Source organism: Pseudomonas syringae (genome assembly GCF_000737245.1).
GTDB lineage: Bacteria > Pseudomonadota > Gammaproteobacteria > Pseudomonadales > Pseudomonadaceae > Aquipseudomonas > Aquipseudomonas syringae_J.
Map to the genome: position 1 here is coordinate 74,270 of NZ_JPQU01000078.1, position 24,823 is coordinate 99,092.

Here is a 24,823-nt window from a genome sequence, read left to right on the forward strand (position 1 = left end):
GCGTTATCTCGTGCGCCCCATCGAAAACCAATAACGGAGCTAGCCCCATGAAGCGTCGCAGTCTGATCAAAGCCTTCACCCTGTCCGCGTCTATCGCCGCCATGGGTCTTACATGGACAGTTCAAGCCGCCGAAACCATCAAGGTCGGCATCCTGCACTCGTTGTCCGGCACCATGGCGATCTCTGAAACATCGCTCAAAGACATGGCGTTGATGACTATCGACGAAATCAACGCCAAGGGTGGCGTCAATGGCAAGATGCTTGAAGCGGTCGTCGTTGACCCGGCTTCGAACTGGCCGCTGTTCGCGGAGAAAGGCCGTCAGCTGCTGACCCAGGACAAGGTCGCCGTAGTATTCGGCTGCTGGACCTCGGTGTCGCGCAAATCGGTACTGCCGGTGTTCGAAGAGCTCAATGGCCTGCTGTTCTACCCGGTGCAGTACGAAGGCGAAGAAATGTCGCCTAACGTGTTCTACACCGGCGCAGCGCCTAACCAGCAGGCGATTCCTGCGGTCGAGTATTTGATGAGCGAAGAAGGCGGCGCAGCCAAGCGTTACTTCCTGCTGGGCACCGACTACGTTTACCCGCGCACCACCAACAAGATTCTGCGCTCGTTCCTGCACTCCAAAGGTGTAGCGGACAAGGACATCGAAGAGGTCTACACCCCGTTCGGTCACGCGGATTATCAAACCATCGTTGCCAACATCAAGAAGTTCTCCGCAGGCGGCAAGACGGCTGTGATCTCCACCGTCAACGGCGACTCCAACGTGCCGTTCTATAAAGAACTGGCCAACCAGGGCCTGAAAGCCACCGACGTTCCGGTCGTAGCCTTCTCGGTGGGCGAAGAAGAACTGCGCGGCATCGACACCAAACCGCTGGTCGGTCACTTGGCGGCCTGGAACTATTTCCAGTCTGTTGAAAACCCGGTCAACACCAAGTTCGTGGCGGACTGGAAAGCCTACGCCAAGAAGAAAAACCTGCCGGGCGCTGACAAGGCCGTGACCAACGACCCGATGGAAGCCACTTACGTGGGCATCCACATGTGGGCGCAAGCGGTCGAGAAAGCCAAATCCACCGACGTGGATAAAGTCCGCGAAGCCATGGCCGGCCAGACCTTCGCCGCGCCGTCGGGCTTCACCCTGACCATGGACAAGACCAACCATCACCTGCACAAGCCAGTGATGATCGGCGAAATCCAGGATGACGGTCAGTTCAACGTCGTCTGGCAGACCAAAGAACCGATCCGCGCCCAGCCGTGGAGCCCGTACATCCCGGGTAACGACAAGAAGCCGGATCATGCGGTGAAGAGCAATTAAGTAGCCGAGGTCACACCTCCCCTGTAGGAGCGCGCTTGCCCGCGATAGCAATTGCCAGGCAATGAAGATGCATTGACCTTGCTGACGTCATCGCGGGCAAGCGCGCTCCTACAGATTCCGCGCTCCTCATGCGGACGCTTTCAGGACACCCGCCATGCCCAACATTCTGTACCGCTTCATCTTCACCCTCGCACTGCTGCTGCCCATGGCCGCGCAGGCCAGCGATGCCGGTGATTTCGTAGCGGCCAGCTCCGCGCAACAAGCCAAACTGCTCGAATCCTGGGCGGCCAAGCCTATTTTGGCGCGAACCGAGCTGATCATTGCCCTGCAAGAAGGACGGGTTGCTGCCGACAGCAGCAAACGCGCCTATATCGAAACCGCCGACCAATATGTCGCCGTGGACGCCAATGCGCCCGCTGCCGCAGAGGCGCCAACCCCTGATGAACCGCGCAAACTGCGCCTGAATAACCGACTGCGTGGCCTGGTCGACACAGCTCTGGCCAGCCACCAGCTATTGGCCCCGGATGCGAAGTTGCGTCTGGCTGCCGCGCTGCAACTGCAAAAATCAGCCCGTCCGGCACAGCTGCCGCTGCTCAGCGTGCAGGTTGCCGATGAGAAAGACGACGCCGTGCATGACGCCTTGAGCCTTGCGCTGGCCAATCTACAACTGGTGGATTCCAGCCCGACGGTGCGACTGGCGGCCGTCCGGCTGCTGGGTGAAACCGGCGATCCACTTGCCCGCACCCGTCTCGAAACCCTGCTCACACCGGGTGTAGAAACCGATGCCACCGTGCGCCTGGCCGCTGAAACCAGCCTGGCGCAAGTCAAACGCAAACTGATGATCGGCGAGATCCTCGGCCAGGCCTTCAGCGGCATGTCGCTGGGTTCGATTCTGCTGCTGGCCGCGTTGGGCCTGGCGATCACCTTCGGCCTGCTGGGCGTGATCAACATGGCCCACGGCGAAATGCTGATGCTCGGTGCGTATTCCACCTATGTCGTGCAGTTGATGTTCCAGCGCTATGCGCCGGGGGCCATCGATTACTACCCGTTGATTGCCTTGCCGGTGGCGTTTTTCGTCACGGCGGCCATCGGCATGGCACTGGAGCGCACAGTGATTCGCCATTTGTATGGCCGACCACTGGAAACCCTGCTGGCAACCTGGGGCATCAGCCTGATGTTGATTCAGGCGGTGCGCCTGGCCTTTGGTGCGCAGAACGTCGAAGTTGCCAACCCCGAGTGGCTGTCCGGCGGTCTTCAGGTATTGCCCAATCTGGTGCTGCCGTACAACCGCATCGTGATCATCGCGTTCGCATTATTTGTGGTGGTGCTGACCTGGCTGCTGCTGAACAAGACTCGCCTGGGTCTGAACGTGCGCGCCGTGACCCAGAACCGCGACATGGCCGCCTGCTGCGGCGTGCCCACCGGACGCATCGACATGATGGCCTTCGGCCTCGGTTCGGGCATTGCCGGGCTGGGCGGCGTCGCCCTGAGCCAGATCGGCAACGTCGGCCCGGACCTGGGCCAGAGCTACATCATCGACTCGTTCCTGGTGGTGGTGCTCGGCGGTGTCGGGCAACTGGCGGGTAGCGTCATGGCCGCCTTCGGCCTGGGCATCGCCAACAAAATCCTCGAACCTCAGATCGGTGCGGTATTGGGCAAAATCCTGATCCTGGCGCTGATCATTCTGTTTATCCAGAAACGTCCGCAAGGCCTCTTCGCATTGAAAGGACGGGTGATCGACTGATGAACCAACCCTTGATGATCACTGCCGCTCAAAAGATCGGCCCCAAAGGCACAGCAGTGATAGGCGTGATTGTGCTCGCGATCCTGCTGGTGATGCCGTTGCTATCACTGCTGCCTGCTGAAAACAGTTTTCAGGTCTCGGCCTACACCCTGACTCTGGTCGGCAAGATTCTCTGCTACGCCATCGTTGCCCTGGCGCTGGATCTGGTCTGGGGTTACGCCGGTTTGCTGTCCTTGGGCCACGGCCTGTTCTTCGCACTGGGTGGCTACGCCATGGGCATGTACCTGATGCGCCAGGCAGCAGGCGATGGGTTGCCAGCGTTCATGACCTTTCTGTCGTGGACAGAATTGCCCTGGTACTGGGCGGGTACTGACAACTTCCTGTGGGCGATGTGTCTGGTGGTCCTGGCGCCTGGTTTGCTGGCGCTGGTGTTCGGCTTCTTCGCCTTCCGTTCGCGGATCAAGGGCGTGTACTTCTCGATCATGACCCAGGCGCTGACCTTCGCCGGCATGCTGCTGTTCTTCCGCAACGAGACCGGCTTTGGCGGCAACAACGGTTTCACCAACTTCCGCAGCATTCTGGGGTTCAGCATTAGTTCGCAAGGGACTCGCGCGACGCTGTTTCTGGCCACGGTGATTCTGCTGGTGGCCAGCCTGTATATCGGCTGGCGGCTGGCCCAGAGCAAGTTTGGCCGAGTCCTGACCGCGCTACGGGACGCAGAAAACCGGTTGATGTTCTGCGGTTATGACCCTCGGGGTTTCAAGCTGTTTGTGTGGGTGCTGAGCGCTGTGTTGTGCGGACTTGCAGGTGCGTTGTATGTGCCGCAAGTGGGCATCATCAACCCCAGCGAAATGTCGCCGACCAACTCCATCGAAGCCGCTGTCTGGGTCGCCCTGGGTGGGCGCGGCACGCTGATCGGTCCGTTGCTCGGCGCTGGCGTGGTCAATGGCATGAAGAGCTGGTTCACCGTGGCTTTCCCGGAATACTGGCTGTTCTTCCTTGGCGCGCTGTTCATCATCGTCACGCTGTATCTGCCTAAAGGCGTGATCGGTTTGCTCAAGAAGAGGAGCGAACAATGAAATCTACCCCGACACCTGCATTCATGCTCGAACCGATCCTTGATCCCCCTCTGCACCCCAATGCCGATATTGGCACCAGCCGTGACGCGATTGGCCTTGGGCAGGCGGCGGGCAAAGGGCTCAATACAAGACACGGCACCATCCTGACCCTGGAAGACATCAGCGTCAGCTTCGATGGCTTCAAGGCCCTGAATGATCTGAATCTGTACATCAGCGTCGGCGAGCTGCGCTGCATCATCGGCCCCAACGGCGCGGGCAAGACCACCCTGATGGACGTGATCACCGGCAAGACCCGGCCCAGCCACGGCAAGGCCTGGTTCGGCGAAACCCTGGACCTGACCCAGATGAGCGAAGTGGAAATTGCTCAGGCGGGTATCGGCCGCAAGTTTCAGAAGCCGACGGTGTTTGAAGCCCTGAGCGTGTTCGAGAACCTGGAGCTGGCGCAGAAAACCGACAAATCGGTGTGGGCCAGCCTGCGGGCGAAGCTCAGCGGTGAACAACGGGATCGCATCAACGAAGTGCTGGAAACCATTCGCCTGACTTCGTCCATGCAACGTCCGGCGGGCTTGTTGTCCCACGGTCAGAAGCAGTTCCTGGAGATCGGCATGTTGCTGGTTCAGGACCCGCAACTGCTGCTGCTCGACGAACCCGTCGCCGGCATGACCGACGCGGAAACGGAATTCACCGCCGAGCTGTTCAAGAGCCTGGCAGTGAAGCATTCGTTGATGGTGGTGGAGCACGACATGGGCTTCGTCGGCTCGATTGCCGACCATGTAACCGTCTTGCATCAAGGCAGCGTATTGGCCGAAGGCTCGCTGGCGGATGTGCAGGCGGATGAAAGGGTGATCGAGGTTTATCTGGGGCGCTGAAGCGCCCAGCTTCTAGCTGCAAGCGACAAGTTAGAAGCCAAAACAGAACCTGCTTTTTCTTGCAGCTTGAAGCTTGCCGCTTGAAGCTGATGAATCGAGGAATTCAAATGCTGCACGTTAGCAAACTTCATCAGTACTACGGCGGTAGCCACATCCTGCGCGGGCTTTCCTTTGAGGTGAAGGTCGGCGAAGTGACGTGCCTGTTGGGTCGCAACGGCGTAGGCAAGACCACCTTGCTCAAAGTGCTCATGGGCCTGCTGCCCGCCAAAGAAGGCGCGGTGCAGTGGGAAGGCAAGACGATTACCGGCTTCAAACCTCATCAACGGGTTCATTCGGGGATCGCTTATGTGCCTCAGGGCCGTGAGATCTTCGGGCGGCTGACGGTGGAAGAAAATCTGCTCATGGGCCTTTCCCGTTTTCCCGGCTCGGAGGCCAAGGAAGTCCCGGCGTTCATCTATGAGCTGTTCCCGGTCCTGTTGCAGATGAAACATCGACGCGGCGGCGATCTGTCCGGTGGTCAGCAGCAACAACTGGCGATTGGTCGCGCGCTGGCCAGCCGTCCACGCTTGTTGATCCTCGACGAACCCACCGAAGGTATTCAGCCCTCGGTCATCAAGGAAATCGGCGCGGTCATCAAGAAGCTCGCCGCCCGTGGTGACATGGCGATTCTGCTGGTTGAGCAGTTCTACGACTTTGCCGCCGAGCTGGCCGATCAGTATCTGGTGATGTCCCGAGGCGAGATCGTTCAGCAGGGCCGCGGCGAAAATATGGAAGCCGAAGGCGTGCGTGGTCTGGTGACCATCTGATATGTATTCCGTTAAGGTGTTTAGCCAACGAATCAGGATCGCCGCAAAATGAATCTGCCTGCCCACACTGCGTTGTTCACGCCCAGCTGGCATGCCGAGCTGGAGCTGGGCTATGGGCGCTTTGGCGATAGCACGCGGCCTACCCAGCGTCGACATAAAGGCCCGCTGCGGGTGCAAAAACATCTGTACGCCGAAGGTCCAGAAGTCTGCCAGCACATCATTGTTCACCCGCCGGGTGGCATTGCCGGTGGCGACCGGCTGGACATCAGCGCCAGCGTAGGCCCGAATGCCTGGGCGCAACTGACCAGCCCCGGCGCGGCCAAGTGGTATCGCGCGGCGGGTCCAGCTTATCAACAGCTCGACCTGCAGGTGGCACCCGGCGCGACTCTGGAGTGGCTGCCGCAGGAAACCATCGTGTTCAGCGCCGCACAGGCCGAGCTGACGACCCGCATCGAACTGCAAGGCGATGCGAAGCTGTTTTACTGGGACGTCGTGGCGCTGGGCAGACCGGCGAGCGGCGAACGTTTCGAGGGCGGGCATTTTCAGGCACAGCTGGATATTCGCCGGGACGGCACGCTGCTGTGGCACGAGCGACAACGGGTGATCGGCGGCGATGGTTTGCTTGACTCGCCCATTGGCCTGGATGGCAAAACCGTATTTGGCACTTTGCTGGTGACCGGTGAGATAGAAAGTGAATTGCTCGAAGCCTGCCGCTCATTGCCAGCCCAGGTGCGCGGCGATCTGACCCAACTTCCCGGCTTGCTCGTCGCTCGCTGCCTGGCCGACGAGGCGCTGCACGCCCGGGCCTGGATGATCGAACTATGGAAACTGCTACGCCCGGCAGTATTGGGCCGGGAGGCAGTGGCACCGAGGATCTGGAGTACCTGAAGGTTTTTGTGGGAGATGCAATCTCAAATGTTGGCGCGATGTCGTGGGACCGGCTTTAGCCGGGAAGAGGCCGGTACACCCCACACATTTGTATCGTCGGACAAGCAGTCTTCCCGGCTAAAGCCGGTCCCACGTCGCACATCATCTGCAGGCAAACATAGAATCTCCCATAGGGATTGCTGACAACCAAAATTTACGACGGAATGAACAATGGACCTGACCCCACGCGAAAAAGACAAGATGCTGATTTTCACCGCTGGACTGGTTGCCGAAAGGCGTCTGGCCCGTGGTGTGAAGCTCAACTATCCAGAGGCCATGGCCTATATTTCGGCGGCTTTGCTTGAAGGCGCTCGGGATGGGCAGACTGTGGCCGATCTGATGCATTACGGCACGACCCTGCTGACCCGCGAACAAGTCATGGAAGGCATCCCCGAAATGATCCCGGAAATTCAGGTCGAAGCGACCTTCCCGGACGGCACCAAGCTGGTCACTGTGCATCAGCCGATTGCCTGATCTGCACATCACAAGACTGTGGAAACAATCATGAGTAATACGATTCGCGACGCGCTGCCCGCCGATCTGCCCGGCATTATGGCGATCTACAACGATGCCGTGCTCAACACCACCGCGATCTGGAACGAGCAACCGGTTGACCTGGCCAATCGGCAGGCCTGGTTCGATGCGCGTCAGGCCCAGGGCTATCCGATTCTGGTGGCGGTCGATGACGAGCAACAGGTCGTGGGTTATTCATCGTTCGGCGACTGGCGCCCCTTCGAAGGCTTCCGCCACACCGTGGAGCATTCGGTTTATGTGCGCGCCGATCAGCGCGGCAAAGGCCTTGGCCCGAAACTGATGAAAGCGCTGATCGACCGCGCCCGGCTGTGCGACAAACACATGATGGTGGCCGCCATCGAAAGCGGCAATGCGGCCTCCATTGCTCTGCATGAGCGACTAGGTTTCACCACCACAGGCCAGATGCCCCAAGTCGGCACCAAGTTCGGTCGCTGGCTGGACCTGACGTTCATGCAACTGGATCTATCCCCCGGCGCATCCGCCCCACCTTCGCAAGCTCCGGCTCTTTAACCGAGCACCAACTGAGAGGCGACCATGAATCCTGCCCAGTTACGCCGCGTCACAATCGAAAGCTTTGCGCACTACCGTCATGGTCTGGCTCAGCTGTTGCTGGATGCTGTGGAAAACGGCGCATCGGTGGGTTTCATGGCAGACCTGGACGCTGATCAGGCGCAGGCCTGGAGCGACGGTCTGAAGGAGGAAGTGGCCAGTGGCAACCTGCTGTTGTGGGTCGTCGTGCAGGATGAACGAGTGCTGGCCAGCACCCAGCTCGCCTTGTGCCAGAAAGCCAACGGCCTGAACCGCGCCGAGGTGCAGAAACTGCTGGTGCTCAGCGACGCGCGAAGACGCGGGTTCGGCCAGCAACTGATGCAGGCTCTGGAGCAAACGGCGCGGCAACTCAAGCGCGGCCTGTTGTATCTGGACACCGAGGCGGGCTCGCCCGCTGAGGCTTTTTACCGCTCGCTCGGCTACATCCGGGTCGGCGAATTGCCTGATTACTGCCAAAGCCCGGACGGCCGCTACACGCCGACCGCTATCTATTTCAAGACTCTGGGACAACCCGCATGATTCCTGGCGAATATCAGATTCAACCCGGCGAGATCGAACTCAACGCCGGCCGCCGCACCCTCAGCCTGAACGTTGCCAACAGCGGCGACCGGCCGATTCAGGTCGGCTCGCACTTCCACTTTTTCGAAACCAACGACGCCCTGACCTTCGACCGCGCCGCCAGCCGTGGCATGCGCCTGAACATCCCGGCCGGCACTGCCGTGCGCTTTGAGCCGGGGCAATCGCGAAATGTGGAGTTGGTGGATCTGGCTGGGTTGCGGCGGGTGTTCGGGTTTGCCGGACGGGTGATGGGCGATCTCTAGCCCCTGCCTGTAGGAGCGCGCTTGCCCGCGATGGCGTCAGCACCTCCAACACATTCGTCGTCAGATAAATCGAATCGCGGGCAAGCGCGCTCCTACGGGTCAAGCTACGCCGCAATTTTTGAACTCAAGGAATCGCCATGAAGATTTCCAGACAAGCCTACGCCGACATGTTCGGCCCTACCGTGGGCGACCGTGTTCGGTTGGCCGATACCGAGTTGTGGATTGAAGTCGAGAAGGACTTCACTACCTATGGTGAAGAAGTGAAGTTCGGCGGTGGCAAGGTCATCCGTGACGGCATGGGCCAGGGCCAACTGATGGCGGCCGATGTGGTCGATACGCTGATCACCAACGCATTGATCGTTGACCACTGGGGCATCGTCAAAGCGGACGTCGGCATCAAGAACGGCCGCATCGCCGCCATTGGCAAAGCCGGTAACCCGGATATCCAGCCGGACGTCACCATCGCCATCGGCGCAGCCACTGAAATCATCGCCGGTGAGGGCATGATCCTTACCGCTGGCGGCGTTGACACCCACATCCACTTCATCTGTCCGCAGCAGATCGAAGAAGCTTTGATGAGCGGTGTCACCACCATGATTGGCGGCGGCACCGGCCCGGCGACCGGCACCAATGCTACCACCGTGACACCTGGCCCATGGCACATGGCGCGCATGCTTCAGGCGGCTGATTCGTTCCCGATGAACATTGGCTTCACCGGCAAGGGCAACGTCAGCCTGCCCGGCCCGCTGATCGAGCAGGTCAAAGCCGGTGCCATCGGCCTGAAGCTCCACGAGGACTGGGGCACCACGCCTGCGGCCATCGATAATTGCCTGAGCGTCGCGGACGACTATGACGTACAAGTGGCGATTCACACCGACACCCTGAACGAGTCTGGCTTCGTCGAGACCACGCTGGCTGCGTTCAAGAACCGCACCATCCACACCTATCACACCGAAGGTGCGGGCGGCGGACATGCGCCGGACATCATCAAGGCCTGCGGCTTCCCGAACGTACTGCCCAGCTCCACCAACCCGACCCGGCCGTTTACCCGCAACACCATCGACGAACACCTGGACATGCTGATGGTCTGCCATCACCTGGACCCAAGCATCGCCGAGGACGTGGCCTTCGCTGAAAGCCGTATCCGCCGGGAAACCATCGCCGCTGAAGACATCCTTCACGATCTCGGGGCCTTCTCCATGCTCAGCTCCGACAGCCAGGCCATGGGCCGGGTTGGCGAAGTGATCATGCGCACCTGGCAAACCGCCGACAAAATGAAGAAACAACGCGGCCCGCTGCCTGAAGACGGTCCCGGCAACGATAACTTCCGCGCCAAGCGTTACATCGCCAAATACACCATCAACCCGGCCATCACCCACGGCATCAGCCATGAAGTCGGCTCCGTGGAAGTCGGTAAATGGGCAGATCTGGTGCTCTGGCGTCCGGCGTTCTTTGGCGTCAAACCGACCTTGATTCTCAAAGGCGGTGCGATTGCGGCCAGTCTGATGGGCGACGCCAACGCCTCAATCCCGACGCCGCAACCCGTGCACTACCGCCCGATGTTCGCCAGCTACGGCAGCTCGCTGCACGCCACCAGCCTGACATTTATCAGCCAGGCAGCGTTCGATGCCGGCGTGCCGGAGTCACTGGGGCTGAAAAAGACCATCAGCGTGGTGAAGGGCTGCCGCAATGTGCAGAAGAAAGACCTGATTCACAACGACTACCTGCCCAACATCGACGTCGACCCGCAGACCTATCAGGTCAAGGCCGATGGCGTGCTGCTGTGGTGTGAGCCGGCAGATGTATTGCCGATGGCTCAGCGGTATTTTCTGTTCTGATCCTGGGGCGGCCTTGATAGACACTGACCGGTGGGAGACTCCATGTTTACTCGCACGCTGATGTGACGACGTGGGACCGGCCGGGCGGCGTTCCGTTTTAGCCGGGAAGGCGGCATCTCAGACGATAAGTCTCGGGTGGATATACCGGCCTCTTCCCGGCTAAAGCCGGTCCCACGTCAGCGTGCCAATGGTGAGATCACTGCTGTATGCGAATTCATTCGCGAAAAGGCCTGTAGATCCTATGCATCTTCATCGGACTAAATACTGCCTTCGCGAATAAATTCACTCCCACAGGGCCCGGGGTTTCCAGGATCTATTGCTTTACAGTGCCGAGAAAAGTCTCGCCGCCATTCAGCAACCCCAGCTCCTGAAGGGAATCGTTTATCGCATCCAGAAGACCCAGGTCTTGCGCCGTAGTCGTGCCATTCAATGCCCGTCGCAGCGCGAGGTAAAAGCCTAACTTTCCGAAACCCGCATCATCGAGCCTGGCACTTTTCTTGGTGGCGATAGCTTGCGCGGACTGATTGATTTGAATTTCGACAAATTGTCCGAAGTCTGCCTTTGACATGATCGTTCTCCATGGTTTGTCCTCAGAGCAACCTACGCCCGGACTTTTCGCTCGTCTACTGACAGAAATGACAGTGCATCCGGTCGTTGCCTCGATACCTGCGGGACAAAGGCTGTAAGATGCGCCATCTCATCTACAGCTCGCGCAGCAAGGTAACCGGTCATGCGTCTCTCGGACTTCATCGTTGCTCATGTGGACCGCATCGTCGACGAGTGGGAAAGTTTCGCCAAAACCATCAAACCCGCCGCTGACTCCATGAACAGTGTCGAGCTGCGCGACCATGCCAAAGCGATTCTGCTGGCCGCGGCCCGGGACATGAACACCTCGCAGAGCAAAAGCGAGCAGGCCGCAAAAGCCAAAGGCGAAAACCCTGACAAAACAACCAGCCTGGACGTGGCGGCAGCAAGCCATGGGGAGCTGCGGCACATGGTCGGATTTGATCTGGTGCAGATGACGTCTGAATTCCGTCATCTGCGCGCCAGTGTCATTCGTCTTTGGGTTGAAAGCCTGAAAACGCCGGATCTGGCCTACTTCACCGACATGATCCGCTTCAACGAAGCTATCGACGAAGCGCTGGCGGAGTCCACTGCCGCCTATGCCGAACAGGTCGAACGGTCACGGGATATCTTCCTGGCGATACTCGGCCACGACCTGCGCGCGCCTTTGCAGGCGGTGAGCATGTCCGCCGACCTGCTGGCGCGCAAAACCGAGCTGGACGGCAAATCCCAAGGCTATGTCTCACGGATCAAAAGCAGCACGCGGCACATGGGCGCGATGGTCAGTGACCTGCTGGAGTTCGTACGCAGCCGCCTGGGCGCCAGCCTGCCTATTGAGCGCAAGCGCATGGACCTGGCAAGCGCGTGCAGCGAAGCCATTGACGAAGCGTGCGCCGGTCAGCCGCAATCCAACCCCCGCCTGGAAGTCGAGGGCGAAACCATCGGTTCTTGGGATCGCGCACGCATTGACCAGCTACTGCAGAACCTCATCGGCAACGCTCTGCAACACGGCATCGAAGGCCAGGAAATTCTGATCAAGGTCAGTGGTGAAGCTGATCATGTGCAACTGATCGTGCATAACCTGGGTGATCCGATTTCCGAAGACGCCATCGGCAGCATTTTTGACCCGCTGGTGCGCAGCATCAACGAAGGGGTAACACCCCACGGCCCATCCACCAGCCTTGGCCTGGGGTTATTTATCGTCAAGGAAGTGGTCAACGCCCACGGCGGCAGCATCACCGTGACCTCGAATGTGGGTGACGGCACGACGTTTACCGTGGTGTTGCCCAAGAGCGTCTGACAGCCGAATTCCGGAGCAGATATCTGTGGGAGCGAGCTTGCTCGCGAAGGCATTGTTTCAGCCGCGGAACTCTAGTGAACGTACCGGCCTCTTCGCGAGCAAGCTCGCTCCCACTGGGGATATCAGCGCCCCACAAACCATCACTCCGCCAAAAACCGCCCCAACCGCTGCTTGAGCATGCGGTTCTCGGCACGCACATGCTCCAGCTCATCAAGCAGGTTCAGCGCCAGGGCGACGCCTTCCCATTCCAGCTCCAGTTCCCGCTGCAACCTTGCGGCGCGGCGGGCAACGATCAGGGCGTGATCATCGAACAACCACTCATCAGGCTTGCGCCCCTGAGGCTCGAGAATGCCGTGCTCGACGATTTCGATCACGTAGGCGGCCGGTATGTCGGACGCCTGACAGAATTGCTTCATATCCAGTTCTACGACCACAGTGCGGATCATGATCAGTTACTCCATTGAGCCCTCGGATCGAAGGCGGCCTTGTCGGCCAGAGTTTTCCACAGCTCTCTGGTGGCATCGTTGGACGGCGGCATGACCACTTTGATCTGCGCCAACAGATCGCCACGTTGCCCTTGTTTGTTTAGCAGACCATTGCCTTTGATGCGCAACCGTTGACCGTTCTGGCTATCAGGACGAATGGTCAGGTTGATCTTGCCGGTCAGGGTCGGCACGGCGACTTTCGCGCCCAATGCCGCTTCCCATGGCGCCAGCGGAACCGTAATGATCAGGTCATGGCCTTCAACATCAAACTTCGGATGCGGCGCCAGCCGTATGATCAAGTACAGATCACCGTTTTCACCGCCTCCCACTCCCGGCGCACCCTGGCCCTTGAGGCGAATGCGCTCGCCATCAACCACCCCGGCCGGGATTTTTACATTCAGGGTCTTGGTGATATCCGCCACGCGCTGACCAGCGGCATTGTGCTGCGGCACCTTGAAGCTGACCTGCTTGGATTCCGCCGACAACGTCTCCTCAAGGAAAATCGCCAGTTCCATTTCCACGTCCTGCCCTCTTCGGCCGGGGTTGTGGGAACGCCCGCCTTGCTGTCGACCACCGAAGATCGAACTGAAGAAATCGGAGAAGTCGCCGTTGTCCTGGCCACCAAAGCCGCCTGCCCCGCCCCGGCCTTGCCAGCCCGGCGGTGGCTGAAACGGCCGGCCCTGCTGACCGTACTTGCGCAGGTCGTCATATTCGGCGCGCTTCTCCGGGCTGCTCAGCACCTCGTAAGCTTCGCTGGCCTCTTTGAATTTGTCTTCGGCGCCCGCTTCTTTGCTGACGTCCGGGTGATACTTGCGCGCCAACTTGCGATAGGCGGTCTTGATCGCCTTGTCATCCGCAGTCGGTTCCACCGCAAGAATCTTGTAATAATCTTTGAAGTCCATCTAGTGTTCGTCCCCGGTTATGCCGTGCTTGCGTTAAGCCTGCGCACAGCATCCTCCAATTTGAGGGTTTTGGATCTAATACGTTAAGTGGTATCGGCCGAAAAACCTGCTCACTTGATACCTCAAAATGAGCGACGGCCCGGTTTACTGACAATTCCCTGAAGATTGGGGGTCATATCGATTAGTTCAAGTCAAACGAGCAAATACAGATAACTGTGCATAAGTGACGGTTGGCCTACGCATCCGTCGTGCACTGACATACACTGCGCGGCCGTTTTTTGACTGGAACGTAAAAGACATGAATGACCAATCCCCGGCCCGTGCCTGTGGCATCGACTTTGGCACGTCCAATTCCACCGTCGGCTGGCTGCGCCCCGGCACGGAATCGTTGATTGAGCTGGAGGACGGCAAGATCACCCTGCCTTCGGTGGTGTTCTTCAACATGGAAGAACGTCGTCCGGTCTATGGCCGCCTGGCGCTGCACGAGTACCTGGAAGGCTACGAAGGCCGCCTGATGCGCTCGCTCAAGAGCCTGCTGGGTTCCAAGTTGATCAAACACGACACTAGTGTTCTCGGCACAGCCATGCCGTTCAAGGACCTGCTGGCGCTGTTCATCGGCGAGCTGAAGAAACGTGCCGAGGCGACTGCCGGTCGTGAATTCGAAGAAGTGGTGCTGGGCCGCCCGGTGCATTTTGTCGACGATGACATTGGTGCTGACCAGGAAGCCGAGGACACCCTGGCTGACGTCGCGCGCAAGATCGGCTTCAAGGAAGTCTCCTTCCAGTACGAGCCGATTGCCGCAGCCTTCGATTACGAATCCACCATCAGCCACGAAGAGCTGGTGCTGATTGTCGACATCGGTGGTGGTACGTCGGACTTCTCCCTGGTGCGCCTGTCGCCGGACCGTCGTTTCTATGACGACCGCCACGAAGACATTCTGGCCACCGGCGGCGTGCATATCGGCGGGACTGACTTCGACAAGCAACTGAGTCTGCAAGGCGTGATGCCGCTGTTCGGCTACGGCAGTCGCATGAAAAGCCAGGCATACATGCCGACCAGTCATCACATGAATCTGGCGACCTGGCACACCATCAACTCGGTGTATTCCCAGAAGTCGCAACTGGCGCTGGGCAGCATGCGCTATGACATCGAAGACACCCAGGGTATCGACCGTCTGTTCAAGCTCATCGAACAGCGCGCCGGACACTGGTTGGCCATGGAAGTGGAAGAAACCAAGATTCAGTTGACCCACAGTGAAAGCCGCCACCTGCCGATGGACCGTATCGAGCCGGGCTTGAGTGTGGACCTGAGCCGGGTGATGTTCGAAGCCGCCATTGATTCGCAGCTGGAACGGGTGCGCAACAGCGTGTCCGAGTTGCTGACCAAGGCAGGCGCGCGGGTCGATCAGGTCAACACGGTGTTCTTCACCGGTGGTTCAAGCGGCATCCCGGCACTGCGCAACAGCATCTCGGCCATGCTGCCCAACGCCCGGCATGTGGAAGGCAACATCTTCGGCAGCATTGGCAGTGGATTGGCGATTGAGGCCAAGAAGCGGTATGGCTGAGGAGCACTGTTACTAGTAGGAGCGCGCTTGCCCGCGATAGCGCCAGATCAGCCGACACAATTAGTCGCCTGTCAGATCCAATCGCGGGCAAGCGCGCTCCTACAGGTCGATAACCGCTAAACCAACCCTTCCCGCTGCAACTCGCTCTTCAGATACGCATAGTAAATCGGCCCGGCCACCACGCCTGGCAGGCCGAATGCGGCTTCGAAGATTAGCATCGCCATCAGCAACTCCCACGACTTGGCATTAATCTGCCCGCCGACGATCCGCGCGTTGAGGAAGTACTCGACTTTGTGGATCACGATCAGATAACCCAACGCCGCCATCGCTACCCAGATCGATATCGACATGCCGACGATGAAGATCAGCGTGTTCGACATCAGGTTCCCCACCACCGGCAGCAAGCCGAGCAGGAAGGTCATGATGATCAGGGTTTTGGTCAATGGCAGGTGAATGCCGCACAACGGCAGGACGATCACCAGGAATACCGAGGTAAACGCGGTGTTCAGCAATGAAATCTTGATCTGCGCAAAAACGATGTTGCGGAATGCCTTGCTCAATAGGCTCAGGCGATCAAACAGCGCAGCCGCCAGAGGCTTACGGGTGTGCACATCGGAAATCTGCTGCAGGGCGATGATTGCGCCCAGCACCATGCCGATCAGCATGGTCACAAACATGTGCGCCGCGCCTTTGCCGATCAGTTGCAGTTCGCCAACGTGCTTTTGTATCCACTCGCCCAGAGAAACGCGAAATTCAGCGGCACTGGCTGGCAGATAACCATCAATGAACGGTGGTAACTGACCGCGGGCGCGATCCACCAGGATCATGAATTTGTCGAGAGAGGCCCCAGGATTTTCCGCTTCATGGAGTACGAAGCTGAAGGCCCCGGCGAAGATCAGCGCCAGCACGCTGACTATCAACGTACCGAGCAACGCTACCGCCAGCCAACGCGCACGCTCGCCGGCAATGAGCCTTTGCAGCTGTGGCGTGAGCATGTTCACCAGTTCAAATACCAACAATCCGGCAAGCAGACTCGGTAAAAGCTTGAACGGCAAAACCATCAGCAGGCCGCCAAACAACAGAATCCAACTGGCTATCAACACTTGTCGCGAGGAAAACGTTGGCATATAGCCTCAAAACGAACGGCGCAAAGAGGCAGGCAGTCTGCCAGCGTTCGGGGCTTACGACCAGTGATCAGACGACCTGAGACGCAACGAGTTTTGAGACAGCGCCATAGGGGGTCCAGGCAAGCTCCAGAATCACGGGATTCAGGGCGCTTGCCTGAGGTTTTTCAAGGGCTTGTGTAGCCCGGGAAAATTATTTCTTCTTGAGACAATCGCTCATGTACGCCTTGCGGGCATCACCTTTGAGCGCTTGAGTGGTTGCCGTTGCGTTGCAGGTTTTCATTTTTTCCTGCTGCGTCGCGGGCGGTGAAGCCTTCAGGCAAGTACTCATGAATGCCTTGCGTTCGTCACCCTTGAGCGACTTGGCGGAAGCATCGGCGTTACACGTCGTCATCTTGTTCTGCTGAGCAGTGGCCGCAAAACCCTGAGCACTCAACAGCAGGCTGACCAGCAATAAAGGGACGCGCAGCACTTTCATTACGTTTATCTCCGGCAATTCTTTATCGCGGCTCACTACCGCAAACGGTGGCTGCGCCTGATGACACAACCTGTTACGCAGTGTAGCCAAAGAATCCGCAGATGCCGTTCACCCAGCGGTTTGCGCATCCCACAGTTGCTCATTCACCGGGTCGTTGACCGATGCATCCTGATCTTCAACGCTGTGAATCGAAACATCGGTGATACCGGCGGCGTGAGCCATACCAGGCTCGCTGGTGCCAGTACCGTGCTGCTCGTCATCTAGGCTGACGTGATGTTTCTGTGCAAGCTCCTGCACCACCTCAATGATCGGCACATCAAGGTTCTCGATCACATCCACATGGTGCTCACCCGCCAGGGTGTATTCGATTTCGTAGTGCTCTTTATCGCTCATCGCATCACTCCAATACCGACCACCTGGTCGGCAAACTACGAACAACGGCTCAAACAACTAAAGGCCGGCGGCTTTGAGACGCGCGGCATGCTCAACGAACAACTTCACAGGATCGACGCCCTTGCCTACCAGACCGAGGGTCTGATTGACGATGTCGAAATGGTCGAGCGGATAGTTATCACCTATGACCGTGCCCAGGTGAGAACTGAATCTGCCGACCATGCCATCACATTGACCTCGCTCTTTTGTGAACGTGCGAGCGAATATTCGACAGGTAACATTTGTGCCATCAATTCGGTTGCGACCCTTGTCGCTGAGGCCTGGCTGCAAGGTGCCGGACCATGAGTAATAACGCACGCCGTTGACCAGCTCTTCGCCCTGCCCACCCCAGGTTGTTGGCAAACCCTGAGGATATTGGCTGTTGAACAGCTCAACGCCCGCAGTGGTCAGGGAATGGTGCGAAGCATCTACATCAGTCGGCAGCCGGGTGCCTCGATAGCCGGTGTCCAGCAGCGCCATGACCCCTGCCAGCAGCCGTATCACCCCGTTGAGCAGCATTCCGCGCAAGGTGTGCATCGGGAAATTCTTTTCGAGGAAGTCAGCCAGCTCCGAGCCGTGATTGGGGCCGGCAACCGAGGTGACCGAAGCCACCATTTCCGGGTGCTTGGCCGCCACGTAACGAATGGTCAGCGCACCTTGGCTGTGGCCGATCAGATTGACCTTTTCGGCACCGGTGTCGCGCAGGATTTCCCGGATGCGGTCAATCAATTGCTCGCCGCGTACTTCCGAGGAGTTCACCGCCGACACCATCACCGGAATCACTGTGGCCCCACCGCGCCGCAGCGCTTTGACAATGCCAAACCAGTAGGGGTAAATCACCAGGCGCACAAAGCCCAGCAATCCGGGGACCAGCACTAGTGGGTAACGCGTCGCCTGTTCCTGGGTCATGGCGTAGGCCTCTCTGTCTGATCAGCAAATGGGATGCCTGAACCATAGCGGCAATTGACTCAAATGCAGGCCCAGCATGGCTCGGTTCAATGACAATTTGCCGCGCAGTGGGCCGTGATGCCCCAAGGCCATCAAATAATCGAACCTTCGCCTATCTACGATGCTCCAAGCTGCAACGGGCCAACAATGGCTCTGTCATTGGAGTGGACTTACATGATCAAGAAGAGCCTCGCAGCTATGTTTGTTATCGCCGCAGTCAGCGGTTGCGCTAATACAACCGTGCAAAACCCGGTGGATTACGTCACCTATCGCAACGAGCCGATTGTTAAGCAGGTCGAAAACGGCATGACTCAACAACAGGTCCTGACCATCGGTGGCACGCCGTCGACTCGCGTGCAACGCAAGGTGCACCCAGGCACTTGCAACAACTATGTAATGAACAAAGATGGTCACGAGCAGGTTTATCACGTCAGCTTCGACGCCAACGGCCGCGTCGACAACAAGGGTTTCATGACCTGCGAACAGCGCGAAAACAACGAACGCAACATGTAATTCGCTCGCTGATACGCAAAAGCCCGATGCATGCATCGGGCTTTTTTGTGAGCGTAGCTTTTGTCAGCGGGCGTAGCTTAGTAAAACCCTAGAAGCTGCTCATCCTTAGAAAACGAGCTTGAACAAGGCGATGACCACGATCAGGCCGATCAAAAAGATGATTCCGATGGTGCTGCCTAGAAACTTGAGCATGGTGTATCTCCATAGATTTTTGTGTCTCAAGTCTGGGACCGCAGCGTTGCACAGTCGTTTCTTAATATTTCGCTATGGGCTGATTAGAGAAAATGTAATAAAACTTTTCCGGACGTGGGGCACTCACAGCTATTACCGATCATGCCAAGCGCCCGCCAGAACCTTTAATGGCCAGCGCATCAAGAGCGAGACGGAAACCGGATTAGCTATGGAGATAAATGATGAGCCAAGAACAGCAACTATCTGATGTGAGCAGCCTGCGCCAGCGTGCGCGTATGAACGTTGAAAACGGTGCCGTCACCGAAGGCTACAGCGCTGATCGTGAAACCGTGCTGCGCCTGCTCAATGAATCCCTGGCCACCGAGCTGGTCTGCGTGCTGCGTTACAAACGCCACTACTACATGGCCACCGGCCTGAAGGCGAGCGTCGCTGCGGCAGAGTTTCTGGAGCACGCGGAGCAGGAAGCGGAACACGCTGACCAACTGGCCGAACGTATCGTGCAATTGGGTGGCGAACCGGAGTTCAACCCTGACCTGCTGTCGAAAAACTCCCACGCGCAATATGTCGCGGGTAATACGTTGAAGGAAATGGTTTACGAAGACTTGGTGGCAGAACGTATCGCCATCGACAGCTACCGCGAAATCATCCAGTACATCGGCGAAGATGACCCGACAACCCGTCGCATCTTCGAAACCATCCTGGCTCAGGAAGAAGAGCATGCCGATGACATGGCGGATATTTTGAAAGACTTGTCGTAAGTCTGCCGCAGTACAAAAAACCAGGACTGAGTCCTGGTTTTTTTGCCTTGAACGGCGATCTCGCGGAAGAAATACGATCCCTGTCATACCACGCGCAACCAATTCCCGGGCAAGCACCGCTCCAACGGCCACCGTAAATCCCCCTGTGGGAGCGAGGATTGCCCGCGAATCAAGCGACGCGGTGCTTCAGGCCTACCGCGTCATCGTTCTTCGCGCAAGCCCGGCTCCAACAAGCACTGCAAATTCCCTGTGGGAGCGGTGCTTGCCCGCGATGCAGGCGCTGCGGTACATCAGCCACACCGCGTCATCGTTCTTCGCGGGCAAGCCCGGCTCCAACAAGCACCGCAAATTCCCGTAGGAGCGAGGCTTGCCCGCGAATCAAGCGACGCGGTGCTTCAGGCCTATCGCGTCATCGCTTTTCGCGGGCAAGCCCGGCTCCAACAAGCACTGCAAATTCCCGTTGGAGCGAGGCTTGCCCGCGAATCAAGCGCCGCGGGGGTTCAGGCCTACCGCGTCATCGTTCTTCGCGGTCAAGCCCGGCTCCAACAGATAACCTACTGCACTGTCTTCGGTGCCTTACCCGCGCGCATCTGTTCCAGCAACGGCGCGCACTGGTTGGGTTCGCCGCCGCTTGGGGCTACCAGCGCCAGTAGTCCGGCAGCAGGCCCTGCCACGGCCCCCAGCAACACCATCCCCGCACCACGCAGTAACAGCGGGCCGGAATGCACGCCGGCATCAGGCTTGGCGAACGAACCGCGCACGTAAAGCGGCGAACGCAGCGAGAACACCCGGAAGCCTTTGGATTCGGGCTTGATCTCCATATTCAGCTGCTCGGTTTTGAAGTTGGCCGTGCCATCGACATAGATAATCGCGTTCTCAGTATCGAACACAAACAACCGCGTGGTCGCCAGACCGTCTTTGATACCCAGATCTGACGCTGCGCAGTTGATTTTCACATCCTTGTCGCCAAACAGCCGGCCGACCACATAGTTGCCCACGTTTAACCCGGCGATTTCCATCAGGCCGCGGCTGATCGCGCCGTCGTTGACCAACATCTTCAGATCGCCATTAGCCGTGCCCAGCAATGCCGCGATGGAGTTGCCTTTACCACTGATGTCAGCATCACCGTTGAGCTCACCAAAGCTGGTTTTCATCGGTTCGAAGGTTGGGAACAGCTGCTTGAGCTTGAGGTTGCGGGCAGAAATTTTCGCCCGCCCCAGCAAAGGCTGATTACGCCCATCCAGGCGAATGTCGGCATCCAGCTTGCCGCCCGCAACCCCGAAGCGCAGCGGCTGCAAGCTCAGCTGACCATCGTCCAGCACCACGTGGGTATAGAGGTCGGAAAACGGCAGATCCGGGCTTTGCACAATGCGCTTGCCGGTGAACTCTACGTCGGCGTCCATGGCGCGCCAGCGATCGGTCTGAAACTGCTCCACCGGCAGCACTTTGCCCGCCGGTTGCTTGCTGTCACCACCGCGCTTTTTCTGCGCGGCATTGGAGTCCGCGCCGATCAGCGGTGCAAGGTCGGTGAACAGCAATTGATTGGACACCAGCGCACCGGTCAGCTTGGGGCGTGGCTGGCTGGCAACGAAACCGAGGTCGCCATGAATATCACTATTGCCGATCTTGCCGTTGAAGCCTTCGTAGCGGAAGTTCGCACCGTCGGCGTCGTGAAGCTTGGCAATAAGGCGGCCATCAGTGGCGTAGGCAGGTGAATCCGGCAGCGTAACGCCGGTTAATGGATAGAGATTGCCCAGGCTGCTGCCTGACAGTTTCAAACGTAGATCCAGGGCGCCGAGATTCTGCGGATCGGTGACAGTGCCGGCCACAGCGGCGTGGGTATCTCCGACGTTCACATCAACCTGCACCGGAAACGGTTGCGAGGCATCCTTGAGCGCCAGCAGACCGCCGACCTTGCCGGTGCCGCTGAGCTTCTGGCCCTTGTACTGACCTTTATAGGAGAGGCCAAAGGCATAATCCTGAGGCCTGATGCCCTTGTCCTGGGCTTTCTTCGCTTCACCACTGCCGACGATGTCACTGAACGGGATCGGCTTGCCCAGCGGATCAATCACCACATCAACTTGAGTGTTCAAGGTCTGGTCGTTAAAGCTGACCAGGCCTTTGTCGAACTTGATTGCACCGATATCCAGCACCCAGTTGGAAGGTTTGGCGTCGGGATCGGATTTAGGCAAGTCGAAGACCCAGTTGGCGCGACCGTCAGCCAGACGTTCCAGTCTGGCATCGGGGCCAGTCAGGTCGATACGCGGGATGACTACCTGCTGGACGATCAGTGGCAGCGGCGAGAGACGAAACTCGACGCGTTTGAGAGTGACCATCTGCGGAGTTTTCGACCACTCTGGGTTACCCAGGCTCAGGTCTTCAGCAACGAATCGCGGCCACGGTACCCAGGCGCGCCAGCCGCCTTCCTCGGGCTCACGCTGCCAGATCACCGCCAGATTGCCATTGATGGCGAACGGCCGATGCAGCGCCTCGCTAACTTTTTCGTTGAGGGTCGGCTTGATCCGATTCCAGTCAAACGTGGCGATCACAACGACCAATACAGCCAGCACCAACAATAGAATGGCGCCCGTCCAGGCAAACACTTTACGACTACGGGTCATTGCAAAACTCTCCAGATGACAACAGGCCGGCCCTGGCCCTGCTGCTTACGACTTTCCACTTCGACTGACAAATGCCGTGAGGGTTTGATTGGGTTTGAAAATTACAGCATTAAAGACAGCACCCTGTGGGAGCGAGCTTGCTCGCGAATCAGGCGCTGCGGTGTGTCAGGCAGACCAGGTCATCGTTCTTCGCGAGCAAGCTCGGCTCCCACAGGGATCGGGCAAGTCGGGATGCCGCCCACTCGCCAACGGAGTCGGTGCGTGTCTGTGGGAGCTTGCGCGCGAAGAGGCCGGGACATTCGAATAAATTTCTGTGAACAGGAACATAGCTTTCGCGAGCAAGCTCGCTCCCACTTCAGATGCGTGGGGCTCACATACACCGTAGCTCCCATCCCCCCCGCTGATTTGCTAGAGTGCTGAGCTGTCACTCAGAATTTGTCCGCTCACATGCTGCCCCGCGCCGAACAGAAACAACAGACCCGCCACGCCTTGCTCGATGCAGCACGCACGCTGATGGAAAGCGGGCGCGGTTTCGGCAGCCTGAGCCTGCGGGAAGTGGCGAAGACGGCAGGCATCGTGCCAACCGGTTTTTACCGGCATTTCGACGATATGGATCAGCTAGGCCTGGCGCTCGTCAGCGAAGTGGGCCAGACCTTTCGCGAGACCTTGCGTCTGGTGCGCCACAACGAGTTCGTCATGAGCGGGCTGATTGAGGCCTCGGTGCGGATCTTTCTTGATGTGGTGTCGGCCAAGCGCTCGCAGTTCCTGTTTCTCGCCCGGGAACAGTACGGTGGTTCGCGCCCGGTGCGTCAGGCACTCTGTGCCCTGCGTGATGGCATCAGCGCCGACCTCGCGGCCGATCTGGCGACAATGCCCAAATGGCAGCATCTGGATTCGGCAGCCCTGTCGATCCTCGCCGATCTGGTGGTGAAAAGCGTATTCGCCATGCTCCCCGAGCTGATCGACCCGCCCAGCGAAAACCTTCCTGCGCACATGACGCCACAAGCAAAGATCACCCACCAACTGCGCTTTATCTTTAATGGCGCGAAATACTGGCGTGGTCTTGGCAACACCGAGTAGCAAAAAGAAACATTTTGGTGCACCAAAATCTAAAGGCACTCAAATGGTGCCTGTTATTTTCTCTCCTCCCCTCTTCCTGCCTTTTCCGTCAGCTTTTTCCTACAACCTGCACTGTTGGCAAGCCCCTTGCTCTGCTTTGAAGCATCGCAATTAGCTGGAAGCCTCCCGATGCTGGTGATTCATAAAAGAATCGACACCCAAACCGAATGGGCTGCAGAGCTGCATTTGAATTTTGAAGCCCGCAGCAAGAGCCGTCTGCGCTGTTACAGCGCTGAAGGGGAAGACGTTGGCCTGTTCCTGGAACGCGGCCAGCAACCCTTGCGCGATGGCGAGTTTCTGCAAGCTGAAGACGGGCGCATCGTGCGGGTCTGCGCCCGTCCCGAAGCATTGATGCATGTAACGTGCAGCAGCAGCTTCGAACTGACCCGCGCGGCCTATCACTTGGGTAACCGCCACGTGGCCCTGCAAGTGGGCGACGGCTGGCTGCGTCTGCTGGACGACTATGTGCTCAAGGCGATGCTTGACCAACTGGGTGCGACCACCGAATCCATCGAGGCGCCATTCTCACCGGAACACGGCGCTTATGGCGGTGGCCACCACCACTCACGAGCTGGCGAAGAAGACTTCAACTATCCACCACGCCTGCACCAGTTTGGCGTGCGCCTGTGAACAGCGCCTGGGCGCTGCTGCGCCTGGCCAGTCCGCAATTGCCGATTGGTGGCTACAGCTACTCCCAGGGCCTGGAAATGGCGGTGGAGAAAGCCATCGTGATCGACCCGCTGACGGCTTCGCGCTGGATCAGCGATCAGTTGTTGCTCAACCTGGCGCGCTTTGAAGCGCCGCTGCTACTCGCCCACTGTAAGGCGGCGGCCGATGAAAACTGGTGTCAGTTGCTGCAACTGAGCCAGGAGCATCGCGCCAGCCGGGAAACCCGCGAGCTGCATCAGGAAAGCCGGCAGATGGGCTATTCGTTACAGCAATTGCTCAACGGTTTACCCGAACTGGATCGCCCCGCCCGCCACTTTCTCGCCCAGTTGGACGAGCCGCATCTGGCGCTGGGCTGGGCGCTGGCCGCACGCGCCTGGGGCATAACCCCACAGGACGCGCTGGCCGCCTGGTTATGGAGCTGGCTGGAAAACCAACTGGCGGTGCTGATGAAAACCCTGCCTCTCGGGCAACAGGCTGCGCAACGCCTCACCAGCGAGCTGTTGCCTTTGCTGCAACTGGCTCAGCAACGGGCCACAGAACTTGATCCACAGCATTTTGGTAGCGCCGCGTTTGGCCTGTCATTGGCGAGCATGGCCCATGAACGGCAATACAGCCGACTCTTTCGCTCCTGATTTTTTACCTGACAGAACTTACGCACTAGAGCTCAACGGAGA

26 protein-coding genes are annotated in these 24,823 nt (G+C 58.6%); 18 read left to right on the forward strand and 8 right to left on the reverse strand.

Going from position 1 to position 24,823, the window contains the following annotated elements:
- Positions 1–47: 47 nt before the first annotated feature.
- From urtA to ureC, 11 genes are all read left to right on the forward strand, one after another.
- Positions 48–1,313: an urea ABC transporter substrate-binding protein gene (gene urtA / locus IV01_RS03230; RefSeq protein WP_032631151.1), complete on the forward strand. Its 1,266-nt coding sequence runs from the start codon at positions 48–50 to the stop codon at positions 1,311–1,313.
- A gap of 154 nt (positions 1,314–1,467) precedes the next feature.
- A complete protein-coding gene (urtB, locus tag IV01_RS03225) occupies positions 1,468–3,057 on the forward strand; it encodes an urea ABC transporter permease subunit UrtB (protein ID WP_032631152.1) in 1,590 nt (529 codons plus the stop codon).
- Positions 3,057–4,136 carry an urea ABC transporter permease subunit UrtC gene (urtC, locus tag IV01_RS03220; protein ID WP_032631154.1) on the forward strand — a complete coding sequence of 360 codons (1,080 nt, stop codon included), beginning with the start codon at positions 3,057–3,059 and terminating at the stop codon, positions 4,134–4,136. Before urtB ends, urtC begins: the two co-directional genes overlap by 1 nt.
- Entirely contained in the window at positions 4,133–5,005 is an 873-nt protein-coding gene (urtD, locus tag IV01_RS03215; RefSeq protein ID WP_032631155.1) for an urea ABC transporter ATP-binding protein UrtD, read from the forward strand. Before urtC ends, urtD begins: the two co-directional genes overlap by 4 nt.
- 107 nt (positions 5,006–5,112) lie before the next feature.
- Entirely contained in the window at positions 5,113–5,811 is a 699-nt protein-coding gene (gene urtE / locus IV01_RS03210) for an urea ABC transporter ATP-binding subunit UrtE (RefSeq protein ID WP_032631157.1), read from the forward strand.
- A 48-nt stretch (positions 5,812–5,859) separates the two neighbouring features.
- On the forward strand, positions 5,860–6,699 hold the full coding sequence (locus IV01_RS03205; protein ID WP_032631158.1) for an urease accessory protein UreD: 840 nt from the start codon (positions 5,860–5,862) through the stop codon (positions 6,697–6,699).
- A 210-nt stretch (positions 6,700–6,909) separates the two neighbouring features.
- Positions 6,910–7,212, forward strand: a complete 303-nt coding sequence (locus tag IV01_RS03200) for an urease subunit gamma (RefSeq protein ID WP_027902525.1) — start codon at positions 6,910–6,912, stop codon at positions 7,210–7,212.
- A gap of 30 nt (positions 7,213–7,242) precedes the next feature.
- Positions 7,243–7,782: a GNAT family N-acetyltransferase gene (locus tag IV01_RS03195; RefSeq protein WP_032631160.1), complete on the forward strand. Its 540-nt coding sequence runs from the start codon at positions 7,243–7,245 to the stop codon at positions 7,780–7,782.
- Positions 7,783–7,806: 24 nt separating this feature from the next.
- Positions 7,807–8,340 carry a GNAT family N-acetyltransferase gene (locus tag IV01_RS03190; protein ID WP_032631162.1) on the forward strand — a complete coding sequence of 178 codons (534 nt, stop codon included), beginning with the start codon at positions 7,807–7,809 and terminating at the stop codon, positions 8,338–8,340.
- Positions 8,337–8,642, forward strand: coding sequence for an urease subunit beta (locus tag IV01_RS03185; protein ID WP_032631163.1), 306 nt, complete (start codon positions 8,337–8,339; stop codon positions 8,640–8,642). Before IV01_RS03190 ends, IV01_RS03185 begins: the two co-directional genes overlap by 4 nt.
- A 137-nt stretch (positions 8,643–8,779) precedes the next feature.
- A complete protein-coding gene (ureC, locus tag IV01_RS03180; RefSeq protein ID WP_032631164.1) occupies positions 8,780–10,480 on the forward strand; it encodes an urease subunit alpha in 1,701 nt (566 codons plus the stop codon).
- 313 nt (positions 10,481–10,793) lie between these two features.
- On the opposite strand, the gene IV01_RS03175 is transcribed toward ureC, so the two are convergent.
- The gene (locus IV01_RS03175) at positions 10,794–11,048 is read right to left on the reverse strand and encodes a hypothetical protein (RefSeq protein WP_032631166.1); all 255 of its coding nucleotides are present in this window, start codon (positions 11,046–11,048) and stop codon (positions 10,794–10,796) included.
- Positions 11,049–11,210: 162 nt separating this feature from the next.
- Between IV01_RS03175 and IV01_RS03170 the strand changes: the two genes are divergently transcribed.
- Positions 11,211–12,344 (forward strand): sensor histidine kinase, encoded by a 1,134-nt coding sequence (locus IV01_RS03170; protein WP_032631167.1) that lies wholly within the window; start codon positions 11,211–11,213, stop codon positions 12,342–12,344.
- A gap of 140 nt (positions 12,345–12,484) precedes the next feature.
- Here IV01_RS03170 and IV01_RS03165 read toward each other — a convergent pair whose 3' ends face one another.
- Positions 12,485–12,790, reverse strand: coding sequence for a chaperone modulator CbpM (locus IV01_RS03165; RefSeq protein ID WP_032631168.1), 306 nt, complete (start codon positions 12,788–12,790; stop codon positions 12,485–12,487).
- Positions 12,791–12,792: 2 nt separating this feature from the next.
- Entirely contained in the window at positions 12,793–13,731 is a 939-nt protein-coding gene (gene cbpA / locus IV01_RS03160) for a curved DNA-binding protein (protein ID WP_032631169.1), read from the reverse strand.
- Between the two features lie 298 nt (positions 13,732–14,029).
- On the opposite strand from cbpA, the gene IV01_RS03155 reads away from it, so the two are divergent.
- Positions 14,030–15,295 carry an Hsp70 family protein gene (locus IV01_RS03155; protein WP_032631170.1) on the forward strand — a complete coding sequence of 422 codons (1,266 nt, stop codon included), beginning with the start codon at positions 14,030–14,032 and terminating at the stop codon, positions 15,293–15,295.
- Between the two features lie 116 nt (positions 15,296–15,411).
- Here the strand turns inward: IV01_RS03155 and IV01_RS03150 are convergent, their stop codons facing one another.
- From IV01_RS03150 to IV01_RS03140, 4 genes are all read right to left on the reverse strand, one after another.
- A complete protein-coding gene (locus tag IV01_RS03150; protein ID WP_032631171.1) occupies positions 15,412–16,422 on the reverse strand; it encodes an AI-2E family transporter in 1,011 nt (336 codons plus the stop codon).
- 190 nt (positions 16,423–16,612) lie between these two features.
- Complete coding sequence (locus IV01_RS03145; RefSeq protein ID WP_032631172.1) at positions 16,613–16,897, reverse strand: PsiF family protein; 285 nt, start codon at positions 16,895–16,897, stop codon at positions 16,613–16,615.
- A 108-nt stretch (positions 16,898–17,005) separates the two neighbouring features.
- A complete protein-coding gene (locus IV01_RS0125505) occupies positions 17,006–17,290 on the reverse strand; it encodes a hypothetical protein (protein ID WP_050507956.1) in 285 nt (94 codons plus the stop codon).
- Positions 17,291–17,347: 57 nt separating this feature from the next.
- Complete coding sequence (locus tag IV01_RS03140; RefSeq protein WP_032631173.1) at positions 17,348–18,238, reverse strand: esterase/lipase family protein; 891 nt, start codon at positions 18,236–18,238, stop codon at positions 17,348–17,350.
- A gap of 213 nt (positions 18,239–18,451) precedes the next feature.
- On the opposite strand from IV01_RS03140, the gene osmE reads away from it, so the two are divergent.
- Together osmE and IV01_RS03130 are read left to right on the forward strand one after the other, a co-directional pair.
- Complete coding sequence (gene osmE / locus IV01_RS03135; protein WP_032631175.1) at positions 18,452–18,790, forward strand: osmotically-inducible lipoprotein OsmE; 339 nt, start codon at positions 18,452–18,454, stop codon at positions 18,788–18,790.
- A gap of 413 nt (positions 18,791–19,203) precedes the next feature.
- Positions 19,204–19,740, forward strand: coding sequence for a ferritin-like domain-containing protein (locus IV01_RS03130; protein WP_418903562.1), 537 nt, complete (start codon positions 19,204–19,206; stop codon positions 19,738–19,740).
- A 554-nt stretch (positions 19,741–20,294) separates the two neighbouring features.
- On the opposite strand, the gene IV01_RS03125 is transcribed toward IV01_RS03130, so the two are convergent.
- The gene (locus tag IV01_RS03125; protein ID WP_032631178.1) at positions 20,295–22,361 is read right to left on the reverse strand and encodes an AsmA family protein; all 2,067 of its coding nucleotides are present in this window, start codon (positions 22,359–22,361) and stop codon (positions 20,295–20,297) included.
- A 447-nt stretch (positions 22,362–22,808) separates the two neighbouring features.
- On the opposite strand from IV01_RS03125, the gene IV01_RS03120 reads away from it, so the two are divergent.
- The 3 genes from IV01_RS03120 (at position 22,809) to IV01_RS03110 (ending at position 24,781) form a co-directional block, all read left to right on the forward strand.
- Positions 22,809–23,441 (forward strand): TetR family transcriptional regulator, encoded by a 633-nt coding sequence (locus tag IV01_RS03120; protein WP_032631179.1) that lies wholly within the window; start codon positions 22,809–22,811, stop codon positions 23,439–23,441.
- A 168-nt stretch (positions 23,442–23,609) separates the two neighbouring features.
- Positions 23,610–24,110, forward strand: a complete 501-nt coding sequence (gene ureE, locus IV01_RS03115) for an urease accessory protein UreE (protein WP_032631180.1) — start codon at positions 23,610–23,612, stop codon at positions 24,108–24,110.
- Positions 24,107–24,781, forward strand: coding sequence for an urease accessory protein UreF (locus tag IV01_RS03110; protein WP_032631182.1), 675 nt, complete (start codon positions 24,107–24,109; stop codon positions 24,779–24,781). Before ureE ends, IV01_RS03110 begins: the two co-directional genes overlap by 4 nt.
- Positions 24,782–24,823: the final 42 nt, after the last annotated feature.

Excerpts from the sequence above, each read along its gene's own strand:
- IV01_RS03150 (WP_032631171.1), bottom strand. The coding sequence starts at position 16,422 with ATGCCAACGTTTTCCTCGCGACAAGTGTTGATAGCCAGTTGGATTCTG.
- IV01_RS03165 (WP_032631168.1), bottom strand. The coding sequence starts at position 12,790 with ATGATCCGCACTGTGGTCGTAGAACTGGATATGAAGCAATTCTGTCAG.
- IV01_RS03195 (WP_032631160.1), top strand. The coding sequence starts at position 7,243 with ATGAGTAATACGATTCGCGACGCGCTGCCCGCCGATCTGCCCGGCATT.
- IV01_RS03200 (WP_027902525.1), top strand. The coding sequence starts at position 6,910 with ATGGACCTGACCCCACGCGAAAAAGACAAGATGCTGATTTTCACCGCT.
- IV01_RS03140 (WP_032631173.1), bottom strand. The coding sequence starts at position 18,238 with ATGACCCAGGAACAGGCGACGCGTTACCCACTAGTGCTGGTCCCCGGA.
- IV01_RS03175 (WP_032631166.1), bottom strand. The coding sequence starts at position 11,048 with ATGTCAAAGGCAGACTTCGGACAATTTGTCGAAATTCAAATCAATCAG.
- ureC (WP_032631164.1), top strand. The coding sequence starts at position 8,780 with ATGAAGATTTCCAGACAAGCCTACGCCGACATGTTCGGCCCTACCGTG.
- IV01_RS03185 (WP_032631163.1), top strand. The coding sequence starts at position 8,337 with ATGATTCCTGGCGAATATCAGATTCAACCCGGCGAGATCGAACTCAAC.
- IV01_RS03170 (WP_032631167.1), top strand. The coding sequence starts at position 11,211 with ATGCGTCTCTCGGACTTCATCGTTGCTCATGTGGACCGCATCGTCGAC.
- urtE (WP_032631157.1), top strand. The coding sequence starts at position 5,113 with ATGCTGCACGTTAGCAAACTTCATCAGTACTACGGCGGTAGCCACATC.
- urtC (WP_032631154.1), top strand. The coding sequence starts at position 3,057 with ATGAACCAACCCTTGATGATCACTGCCGCTCAAAAGATCGGCCCCAAA.
- osmE (WP_032631175.1), top strand. The coding sequence starts at position 18,452 with ATGATCAAGAAGAGCCTCGCAGCTATGTTTGTTATCGCCGCAGTCAGC.
- IV01_RS03190 (WP_032631162.1), top strand. The coding sequence starts at position 7,807 with ATGAATCCTGCCCAGTTACGCCGCGTCACAATCGAAAGCTTTGCGCAC.
- urtA (WP_032631151.1), top strand. The coding sequence starts at position 48 with ATGAAGCGTCGCAGTCTGATCAAAGCCTTCACCCTGTCCGCGTCTATC.
- IV01_RS03130 (WP_418903562.1), top strand. The coding sequence starts at position 19,204 with ATGAGCCAAGAACAGCAACTATCTGATGTGAGCAGCCTGCGCCAGCGT.
- cbpA (WP_032631169.1), bottom strand. The coding sequence starts at position 13,731 with ATGGACTTCAAAGATTATTACAAGATTCTTGCGGTGGAACCGACTGCG.
- IV01_RS03125 (WP_032631178.1), bottom strand. The coding sequence starts at position 22,361 with ATGACCCGTAGTCGTAAAGTGTTTGCCTGGACGGGCGCCATTCTATTG.
- urtB (WP_032631152.1), top strand. The coding sequence starts at position 1,468 with ATGCCCAACATTCTGTACCGCTTCATCTTCACCCTCGCACTGCTGCTG.
- IV01_RS03120 (WP_032631179.1), top strand. The coding sequence starts at position 22,809 with ATGCTGCCCCGCGCCGAACAGAAACAACAGACCCGCCACGCCTTGCTC.
- urtD (WP_032631155.1), top strand. The coding sequence starts at position 4,133 with ATGAAATCTACCCCGACACCTGCATTCATGCTCGAACCGATCCTTGAT.
- IV01_RS03155 (WP_032631170.1), top strand. The coding sequence starts at position 14,030 with ATGAATGACCAATCCCCGGCCCGTGCCTGTGGCATCGACTTTGGCACG.
- IV01_RS0125505 (WP_050507956.1), bottom strand. The coding sequence starts at position 17,290 with ATGAGCGATAAAGAGCACTACGAAATCGAATACACCCTGGCGGGTGAG.
- IV01_RS03145 (WP_032631172.1), bottom strand. The coding sequence starts at position 16,897 with ATGAAAGTGCTGCGCGTCCCTTTATTGCTGGTCAGCCTGCTGTTGAGT.
- ureE (WP_032631180.1), top strand. The coding sequence starts at position 23,610 with ATGCTGGTGATTCATAAAAGAATCGACACCCAAACCGAATGGGCTGCA.
- IV01_RS03205 (WP_032631158.1), top strand. The coding sequence starts at position 5,860 with ATGAATCTGCCTGCCCACACTGCGTTGTTCACGCCCAGCTGGCATGCC.